The organism is Novosphingobium sp. B-7 (genome assembly GCF_000410615.1).
Classification (GTDB): domain Bacteria; phylum Pseudomonadota; class Alphaproteobacteria; order Sphingomonadales; family Sphingomonadaceae; genus Novosphingobium; species Novosphingobium capsulatum.
Genome location: NZ_KE148522.1, coordinates 3,487 through 12,847, shown reverse-complemented (window position 1 = coordinate 12,847; position 9,361 = coordinate 3,487). Strand labels below are relative to the sequence as shown.

Below are 9,361 nucleotides of genomic sequence, written 5' to 3'. Positions count from 1 at the left end.
ACGCGCCGCCGCCAAAGTGCCGGTGGCGCGCGATTGCGGCGAAGTGGCGATTGCCTCGGTCGCGGTGGTGGGCGCGGGCACGATGGGCAGCGGCATCACCCTGGCCTTCCTCAACGCCGGCTTTCCGGTGACGATGATCGACGTGAACCCGGCAGCGCTGGAGCGTGGCGCCGCGCATGTGCGCGCCACGCTGGAGGCGCTGGCCAGCAAGGGCCGGATCACGCCAGGCGTGCGCGACGCGCGCCTGGCCGCCTTTGCCTCGGCCGCGGCGCTCGATGCCGTGTCGCATGCCGATCTGGTGGTGGAAGCCGTGTTCGAACGGCTTGACTTGAAGCAGCAGGTGTTCCGCCAGATCGATGCGCTGGCCAAGCCGGGCGCGGTGCTGGCGTCCAACACCTCGTTCCTCGATCTTGACGCGATTGCCGCCGTCACCGCCCGCCCGGCGGACGTGGTCGGGCTGCACTTCTTTGCCCCGGCCAACATCATGCGCCTGCTCGAGGTGGTGCGCGGGGCCAGGACCAGCGACCGCGTGATCCAGACCGCCATGACCCTGGGCCGCAAGCTGGGCAAGGTGGCGGTGCTGTCGGGCGTGTGTGATGGCTTCATTGCCAACCGGGCGATGGCGCGGCGCAGCGAAGCGGCCGATCGCCTGCTGGAGCAGGGCGTGATGCCGTGGGACGTGGACGCGGCCATGGTCGGCTATGGCTTTCCGATGGGGCCGTTCCAGATGATGGACCTTGTTGGCCTGGATGTGATTGGCTGGGATAAGGAAAACACCGCCGGGCGCACGGTGCAGGAAGTGCTGTGCGAAGCCGGGCGCCTGGGCCAGAAATCGGGCAGCGGCTATTACGACTATGACGCGCAGCGGCGCGGCACGCCCTCGGCTTTCGCCGAAGCCACGATCCGCGATTTTGCCGCACGCTCGGGCCAGCCTGCCCCCACGCTGTCGGCGCAGGATATCATCGAGCACCTGCTCTTCCCGGTGGTCAACGAAGGGGCCAAGCTGCTGGAAGAAGGCATCGCGCTGCGTGCGTCAGACATCGATATGGCGCTTGTGGCGGGCTATGCCTGGCCGGTCTATACCGGTGGGCCGATGCTCTGGGGCGACCACTGCGGCCTGGTGCGGATCGTGGCCGCGCTGGACGAGCAGATTGCCCAAGGTGCGCCGATCACGGTGTCCAACCTGCTGCGCACCAAGGCAGCGGCAGGCGAAACTTTCCTCTGAACGCAAGAAGGCGTCGCCCGATCCAACGATCGGGCGGCGCCTTTTTCCCGGATTGCCGAACAGCCGTCAGAGACTGCGGGCAATCACTTCCTTCATGATTTCCGACGTGCCGCCATAGATCCGCATCACGCGCGCATCGCGCCAGATCCGGGCGATCGGATACTCGTTCATGTAGCCCGCGCCGCCATGCAATTGCAGCGCCGCGTCCGCCACGCGTCCGAGCAACTCGGTGTGATAGAGCTTGGCCGCAGAAGCCTCGGCAGTGGTCAGCTTCCCCGCCACGTGGCGTTCCAGCGCCCAGTCGATATGGCTCCAGCCCACTTGCAGTTCTGCCTGGAGCGCGGCCAACTGAAACCGGGTGTTCTGGAAATCGAACACCGTCTTGCCGAAAGCCTTGCGATCCTTGGTGAACGCCACGGCCTCGTCAAACGCGCGCTGCGCCAGGGCCTGCGCGCTGATGGCGATCGACAGGCGTTCCTGCGGCAATTGTGCCATGAGATAGACAAAGCCGGCGCCTTCCTCGCCCAGCCGGTTTTCGACCGGTACGCGCACGTCGCTGAAGAACAGTTCGGAAGTATCGGCCGAGTGCTGGCCGATCTTGTCGAGATTGCGACCACGGGAAAAACCGGGCCGATCCGCCTCCACCAGGATCAGGGAAATGCCTTTGCCCCCGGCCGCCGGATCGGTCTTGGCCACCACGATCACCAGATCGGCGAGTTGACCGTTGGTGATGTAGGTCTTGTTGCCGTTGATCACATAGGCGTCGCCATCCCGCACCGCCGTGGTGCGGATGCCCTGAAGATCGCTGCCCGTGCCCGGCTCGGTCATGGCGATGGCGACGATCGCTTCTCCGGTGATCATGCGCGGCAGCCAGCGTGCCTTGAGCTCCTCGGACGCATAGTGGACGATGTAGTCCAGCACGATGTCTGATTGCAGGACCAGGCCCGCCGAACTGCCGGTATAGGCCAGTTCCTCGCCGATGACGGCGTTGTAGCGGTAATCGAGACCCAGCCCGCCATGGACCTCGGGCGCGGTGGGGCAGAGCAGGCCCGCTTCCCCGGCGGCGTGCCAGAAGGCGCGGTCGACAATGCCCTGCTCCTCCCAACGGTCAAGGTTGGGCAGCAAGTGGGCGGCAAAGAACTTGCGCACGGCATCACGGAACAGCGCGAGTTCGTCGCTGGCGGCGGGCCGGGTCTCGATAGGGATCATGAAGGCTCCTGGTGCCGGGATCAGAACGTGAAACGAACCGACCCGCCATAGGTACGGGGCTGGGCCGGGACGAGATAGTTGAACGGGAAGCCGGCGCCGCGCAGATCGAGGCCGTAGGCCAGGGTTTTTTCCTGCAACAGGTTCTGCACCCAAGCCCGCAGCGTGACGTTGCCGCGCGTCCAGGTGATCGCGCCGTTGACCTTGATGTAGGCGCCTTGCTGCAATTCGGAATTGACCTGGGCACCGCCAGCGGCGTTGACGGCGTTGAACGGCGAGAAGAACTGGCGGCTGACGTAGTTGAGGTTGGGAGAGAAGGTCAGCGGCCCGCCGGCAATGTCGAACGGTGCCCAGTCGAACCCACCCTGCGCGGTCCAGCGCGGCGCGAAAGGCAGGTCGTTGCCGGCAAGGTTCGTGCCGGAAAGCGTGAGTTCCTTGTAGGTGGCGTGGAGATAGCCGACCGACGCATTAACCGAGAAGCGCGAAGAGGCGCGATAGGTCGCCTCGCCTTCGAAGCCATAGCTTTCCGACTTGGGCGCGTTGAGCAGGAACGAGACCGGACCGGGCCGCGTATCCTGCAACTGCTGGTTCTGGTAATCGTAATAGAAGGCGGCGAGGGCGAGGGACAGCCGGCGATCGAGGAAACGCCCCTTGGCGCCGATTTCATAGGCGTTGACGTATTCCGGCTTGATATAGGTAATCCCGGCCGAATTGGTGTAGCCACCGCCGTTGAACGCGCCGGAACGATAGCCGCGGTTATAGCTGGCATAGAGCAGCGTACCGCTGTCGAACGTATAGGTCAGCGCGGCGCGGCCGGTGAGCGCATTGTTGCGCCCCTTGATGGCATAGCGCGCGTTGGCGTCATAAGGGCAGGTGCCGACACCCGTGGTGCAGGGCACCGTGGTGAACAGTGGCGTGCGCGTGCCGCCGAAAGCGCCCATGAAGAGATAGGCATAGCCATCGTCATAGGCCGAGCGATCGGCGCTGTAGCGCAGGCCGACCGTGGCCACGAGCTTGGGCGTCAGGTTCACGTCGGTCTGCCCGAACACCGCATAAGTACGCCGCACCTGGCGGAAATGCTGGAAGAACCCACCGTCCACGCCGGGCGCGATGGCGCTGCCGATATCGAAGCCGTTGTCAGAGACGGTCTTGTCCCAGCCATAGAACACGCCGGCCACGGCCTTGACCGCCTTGCCTTCGTAATTGAAGCGGGCTTCCTCGCTGAACTGGTCGAACTTGGCCTTCTGTTGAAGATCGAGGATATCGAGTGGCGAACCGTCGGCATCGAATGCGGCGTCGAGCAGGCCATTGCCGATGGCGGTGATCGACGTGAACGAGAGGCGCGGCGACAGTTCGTAGGAAATCTTGGCCGAGGTCCCGTATTGCCGCGTGCGGTTTTGACCGATGCGATTTTCGTTGATTTCAAAGAAACCGGGCGCGGCGGTGGCGGCAAGCCCCTTGATCGGCTGCTGCGTGCCATTGGCGCGGCTGGCATAGGCCTTGATCACGATATCCAGCGGGCCTGCGCCGGGGCGGATATGCAGCGTGCCGCGCACCTGGAGGCTATCGACCGAGCCGGCGTCGGGCTGGCCGAGATAGATGTTGCGGAACTTGCCGTCACCCTTTTCATAAGTGGCGGCTACGCGGAAGCCGAGTTCGTCTTCCACCATCGTGGTTTCGAGCGCGCCTTGCGCCTTGAACGTGTTGAAATTGCCATATCCGGCTTCGGCATAGCCGCGATTGCCTGACAGCGTCGGGGTGTTGGTGATGAAGTTGATCGCACCACCTGTGGTATTGCGGCCAAACAGCGTACCCTGTGGCCCGCGCAGCACTTCCACGCGCTGAAGATCATAGAGCCCGCCGCCCTGGCCCACGCGGTTCACCATATTCACGTCGTCGATATAGACGCCAATCGGCGAGACCTGGTTCGGGTTATATTCGTTGGCCACGCTGACCCCGCGCAGCGCAAAGTTGGGCTGGGTATCGCCCATGGCGCTGTTGATCTGCAGGTTGGGCACGATCTGGCCAAGCTGATTGGCATTGGTCACGCCCTTGTTGCCCAACTGGTCGCCGCTGAGCGCAGTGATCGCGATCGGCACGGTCTGGATCGACTGCGAGCGCCGCTGCGCGGTGACGATAATGTCGCCGGGCGCGGCTGCGGGCGTGGCTTCGGCCGACACATCAGGCGTAGCTTGCGCATGAACCAAAGCGGGGGACCATGCACATCCTAGCAGGAATGCGAGTCGCGCGGTAACCACCTGAAGCCTCATGGGGTATCCTCTCTCGGTATGGCGGGCGTCTGATCGGCAGGAAGTCCGGCGCGCCCATTCGTCAAAGTTAATCGATCGATTGGCTAACTTCTATCGGCGGTCGCGCGGCGGTGTCAATACGCCTGCTTCGGAGAATTCTCCGCCGCGCCCGCCTGCATCCCCCCTTGCGATGTTAATTGATCGGTTTATGACTGCTGGGATGACGACGGCATCCGAAATCGCCCGCGAAGGAACCCTGCGTGCCGCCCGGCGCGAGACGGCACGTACCGCGCTGCTCAATGCCACGGCAGAAATCCTGTCCGAAGCCACCCAGATCGAAGCCTCGCTGAGCGAAATCTCGCGGCGATCCGGCGTCAACTCCGCGATGATCAAGTATTATTTCGGCGACAAGCAGGGACTGCTGATGGCCTTGCTGGAGCGCGAGGCCGAACGGGAGATGAGCGGTCTCGACGCACTGGTGGCGATGGATGTCTCGGCCGAGCGCAAGATGACGATCCACGTCGAGGGGATCGTCAACGCCTATTACCGCTCGCCCTATCTCAACCGGCTGGTGCATTACATGGTCGAAGCCGGCGGACCGGAAGCCAGCGCGCGCGTGTCGGACATGTTCATCACGCCGATGATGGCCGCCTATCGCCAGATCGTGGCCCAGGGCGTGCGCGAAGGCACAATGGTCGATGTCGATCCGGCCTTGCTCTATTACGCGCTGGTCGGCGCGGCCGATCATATCTTCTTCGCCGCCTATTCGGTGCCCACCACGCTGGGTGTGGCCAAGGTCGACGTGGGAATCAAGCAGGCCTACGCCACGCTGCTGCGCGACCTGTTCCTGCGCGGATTGCGCCCGGGCAAAGACTGAACCGCTGAGAAATTGATCTTTTTTCCTCGACTGCGCGCGTCGGGAGCGAATGCGCGCGTCAAGGCGGTTTACAAGCGACGCGGTTTGCGTAAAAGGCGCTCTACAAAACCAATCAATCGATTAATAAAGATCGATGCAGCCAGAGGAGGCCGACTCGCCATGGGCAATGCGTATATCTTTGACGCGGTGCGGACGCCGCGCGGCATCGGCAAGTCGGGCAAGGGCGCACTCGCCCATCTTCACCCGCAGCACCTCGCGGCAACAGTGCTTGAGGCTCTCGTCGCCCGCAACGGTCTCGCGGGCGCCGTGATCGACGATGTGATCTGGTCCACCTCCTCGCAGCGCGGCAAGCAGGGCGGCGACCTTGCCCGCATGGCCCTGCTCGACGCCGGGATGGACGTGCAGACCTCGGGCATGACGCTCGATCGGTTCTGCGGCGGCGGCATTACCGCCATTGCGCTCGCCGCCGGGCAGGTGATGGCCGGTCTGGAAGATGCGGTGATCGCCGGCGGCACCGAAATGATGAGCTTCACCGCCGATCGCGAGCGCGCCGAAGTCGCGGCCGGGCTTGGCCCGACGATGATGGGGGCGGGCAATGACCGGCTCGACCAGCGTCATCCGCAATCGCACCAGGGCGTGTGTGCCGATGCGGTCGCCAGCATGGAGGGGATCACGCGCGAGGCGCTCGATGCCTTTGCCGCTGAAAGCCAGCGTCGCGCGGCGATTGCCATCGCCGAAAAGCGCTTTGCCCGCTCGGTCGTGCCTGTGCTCGACGACGCCGGGGCGGTGGTGCTCGACCACGAGGAGTTTCCCCGCCCGCAGACCACGGCCGAAAGCCTGGCACAGCTCAAGCCTGCCTTCGCCGACTTGATGGACATGCCCTACAATGCGGCCGGCGATACCTTTCGCCGGCAGATCGCGCGGCGCTATCCCGATCTTGAGATCGTGCCGGTGCATCACGCCGGCAGCAGTTCGGGCGTGGTCGATGGCGCCGCAGCCGTACTGGTCGGCTCCCGCGCATTTGGCGAGCGCCATGGCCTGGTGCCCCGCGCCCGGGTGGTGGCGGCGGTGAACGCGGGCGATGATCCCACGCTGATGCTCAACGCGCCGGTGCCCGCCGCCCGCAAGGCCCTGGCCCGTGCCGGGCTCACCATTGCAGACATCGATCTGTGGGAAATCAACGAGGCGTTTGCCGTGGTGCCGGAAAAGGTCATCCGCGACCTGGGGCTCGATCGCGACAAGGTCAACGTCAACGGCGGGGCCATCGCGTTGGGCCACCCAATCGGCGCGACCGGCGCTATCCTGGTGGGCACGTTGCTGGACGAGCTGGAGCGCACCGGCCAGCGCCTGGGCCTGGCCACGATGTGCGCAGCCGGCGGCATGGCCCCGGCGATCATCATCGAGCGCATTACCGCTTACGCCTAATCGAGAGGAAGCCGATCAGATGAAAATTGGACCATCCACTGTTGCCGTGGTCACCGGCGGCGCATCGGGCCTGGGCGCCGCGACTGCGCGCGCCTTGGCAGCACGCGGCGCCAAGGTGACGCTGTTCGATCTCAATGCAACCCTGGGCAGCAGCCTGGCGGCGGAAATCGACGGCCATTTCGCGCAGGTTGACGTGACCAACGAAGCATCGGTCGATGCCGGGTTTGCCGCCGCACGCGCCGCCCATGGCCAGGAAAACGTGCTGGTGTGCTGCGCCGGCATCGGCTTTCCCGCCAAGACCGCCGCACGATCGCGCAAGGATGGCACGATCGGGCATTTCCCGCTCGATGCGTTCAATTCGGTTATTCAGGTAAACCTGGTCGGCACGTTCCGCTGCGTTGCCAAGGCGGCAGCCGGCATGCTTACGCTGGAACCTGGCGAGGATGGCGAGCGCGGCGCAATCGTGATGACCGCCTCGGTCGCGGCCGAGGATGGCCAGGTGGGCCAGGCCGCCTATTCGGCTTCCAAGGGTGGCATCGTCGGCATGACCCTGCCCATTGCACGCGATCTGATGGGCGATGGCGTGCGGATCAACACTATCCTACCGGGCATTTTCGATACCCCGCTGATGAATGCCGCGCCCGACGCGGTAAAGGAAACGCTGGCGGCATCGGTGCCGTTTCCCAAGCGCTTTGGCATGCCGGCCGAATATGCCGCGGCGGCGATCGGGCTGATCGAAAACAGCTATTTCAATGGTGAGGATGTGCGCCTCGATGGCGGCATCCGCATGGCGCCGCGCTGAGTGGCGGCGTGCCTTTTCCTGATCAACAAGGACCGATGACTTATGCCTGAAGCCTATATCGTGGCCGCCGCGCGCACTGCCGGCGGCCGGCGCAAGGGCGCGCTGTCTGGCGTGCATCCGGCCGATCTTGGTGCTGTGGTGCTCAATGCCCTGATCGCGCGCGCGGGGATGGACCCGGCGGGCGTGGATGACGTGATCCTGGGCTGCGTTACCCAGGCGGGCGAACAGGGTTCGGCCCTGGGCCGCAACGTGGTGCTGGCGTCCAACCTGCCGCAATCGGTGCCGGGCGTGACGATCGATCGCCAGTGCGGATCGTCGCAACAGGCACTGCAGTTTGCCGCGCAAGCGGTGATGAGCGGAACCCAGGACGTGGTCATCGCCGCCGGCGTGGAAAGCATGACGCGCGTGCCGATGGGGTCGAACGTGGCGCTGCACACAGCGGCGGGGCTGGGCCAGGGCCCCTGGCCGGAATCGGTGCAGACCCGCTTTGGCGTGCCGGCCTTCAACCAGTTCCATGGCGCCCAGGCGATTGCCGACAAGTATGGCTTCAGCCGCGAGGCGATGGACGCCTATGCCCTGGCCAGCCACGAGAAGGCCGCTGCAGCGATCGCGGCAGGGCATTTCGACGCTGAAATCGTGCCGGTGATGACGGCAGAGGGTCCGTTTGCACGCGATGAAGGCGTCCGCGCCGATGCCTCGCTGGATGCGCTGGCCGGCCTCAAGCCCCTGACCGAAGGCGGCTCGCTCACGGCGGGCAACGCCAGCCAGATGACCGATGGCGCATCGGGCGTGCTGGTGGCAAGCGAAGCGGCGCTCAAGCGCTACAACCTTTCGCCTATCGCCCGGATCGTCAACCTGACGGTGACCGCCGGCGATCCGGTGATCATGCTGGAAGAACCGATCCCAGCCACGCGCCGCGCGCTGCAACGCGCCGGCATGGCGCTGGGCGATATCGACCTGTTCGAGGTGAACGAGGCGTTTGCCTCCATCCCGATGGCCTGGCTGGCCGCGCTTGGGGCCGATCCGGCGCGCCTCAATGTGCGCGGCGGCGCGATTGCCCTGGGCCATCCGCTGGGGGCGTCGGGCACCAAGCTGATGACCACGCTGTTGCACGCCCTGTCGGCCACGGGTGGTCGCTATGGCCTGCAGACCATGTGTGAGGGCGGCGGGGTGGCGAACGTCACGATCGTGGAGCGCCTGGTCTAAGCTATAAGGCGCGGATCGTCGCGCGCAGCCAGGCTAGGCCCTGGTCTGCGCGCTGGCGGGCGTGCCAGATCAGCGCGATGGGAATGCGCACTTCCTCATCCACCCCATCGAGCACGACGACATCGCCGCGCGCCACCGCCGGCGCGGCGATGCGCGCGGAAACGCGGGCGACCAGATCGGTGCGCGCCACCAGGGCCACGGCGGTCTGCGATTCATAGACGGTGATGCGGCTGGGTACGGTGGGGGTGGTGCGCCAATCGCCCAGATCCGCCTGCGCCGTGGCGCCGATCCCGGCGGGAAAGCCCGGCAGCGGCGCCGGGCCGCCGGGCGTAATGGTGATCCGCGCGGCGGGATCGATCGCGGCCAGTGGC

8 protein-coding genes are annotated in these 9,361 nt (G+C 65.5%); 5 read left to right on the top strand and 3 right to left on the bottom strand.

All coding sequences use genetic code 11. The features are described 5' to 3' along the window. A partial coding sequence (locus H926_RS33970; RefSeq protein ID WP_043611373.1) for a 3-hydroxyacyl-CoA dehydrogenase occupies positions 1 to 1,225 on the top strand: 1,225 nt, incomplete at its 5' end. A gap of 66 nt (positions 1,226 to 1,291) precedes the next feature. Here H926_RS33970 and H926_RS0124455 read toward each other — a convergent pair. Next, entirely contained in the window at positions 1,292 to 2,434 is a 1,143-nt protein-coding gene (locus H926_RS0124455) for an acyl-CoA dehydrogenase family protein (RefSeq protein WP_022678576.1), read from the bottom strand. A gap of 20 nt (positions 2,435 to 2,454) precedes the next feature. Beyond that, on the bottom strand, positions 2,455 to 4,611 hold the full coding sequence (locus H926_RS30535; protein ID WP_022678575.1) for a TonB-dependent receptor: 2,157 nt from the start codon (positions 4,609 to 4,611) through the stop codon (positions 2,455 to 2,457). Positions 4,612 to 4,900: 289 nt separating this feature from the next. Between H926_RS30535 and H926_RS30530 the strand changes: the two genes are divergently transcribed. The 4 genes from H926_RS30530 to H926_RS0124430 all read left to right on the top strand — a co-directional run bounded on the left by H926_RS30530 (position 4,901) and on the right by H926_RS0124430 (position 8,990). After that, positions 4,901 to 5,557: a TetR family transcriptional regulator gene (locus H926_RS30530; protein ID WP_022678574.1), complete on the top strand. Its 657-nt coding sequence runs from the start codon at positions 4,901 to 4,903 to the stop codon at positions 5,555 to 5,557. 159 nt (positions 5,558 to 5,716) lie between these two features. Continuing rightward, complete coding sequence (locus H926_RS0124440; RefSeq protein ID WP_022678573.1) at positions 5,717 to 6,982, top strand: acetyl-CoA C-acetyltransferase; 1,266 nt, start codon at positions 5,717 to 5,719, stop codon at positions 6,980 to 6,982. 19 nt (positions 6,983 to 7,001) lie between these two features. Next, on the top strand, positions 7,002 to 7,784 hold the full coding sequence (locus H926_RS0124435) for an SDR family NAD(P)-dependent oxidoreductase (RefSeq protein ID WP_022678572.1): 783 nt from the start codon (positions 7,002 to 7,004) through the stop codon (positions 7,782 to 7,784). Between the two features lie 42 nt (positions 7,785 to 7,826). After that, positions 7,827 to 8,990, top strand: coding sequence for an acetyl-CoA C-acetyltransferase (locus tag H926_RS0124430; protein WP_022678571.1), 1,164 nt, complete (start codon positions 7,827 to 7,829; stop codon positions 8,988 to 8,990). Position 8,991: 1 nt separating this feature from the next. On the opposite strand, the gene H926_RS33965 is transcribed toward H926_RS0124430, so the two are convergent. Next, positions 8,992 to 9,361: LysR substrate-binding domain-containing protein (locus H926_RS33965; RefSeq protein ID WP_043611359.1), on the bottom strand; the 370-nt coding region annotated here is incomplete at its 5' end.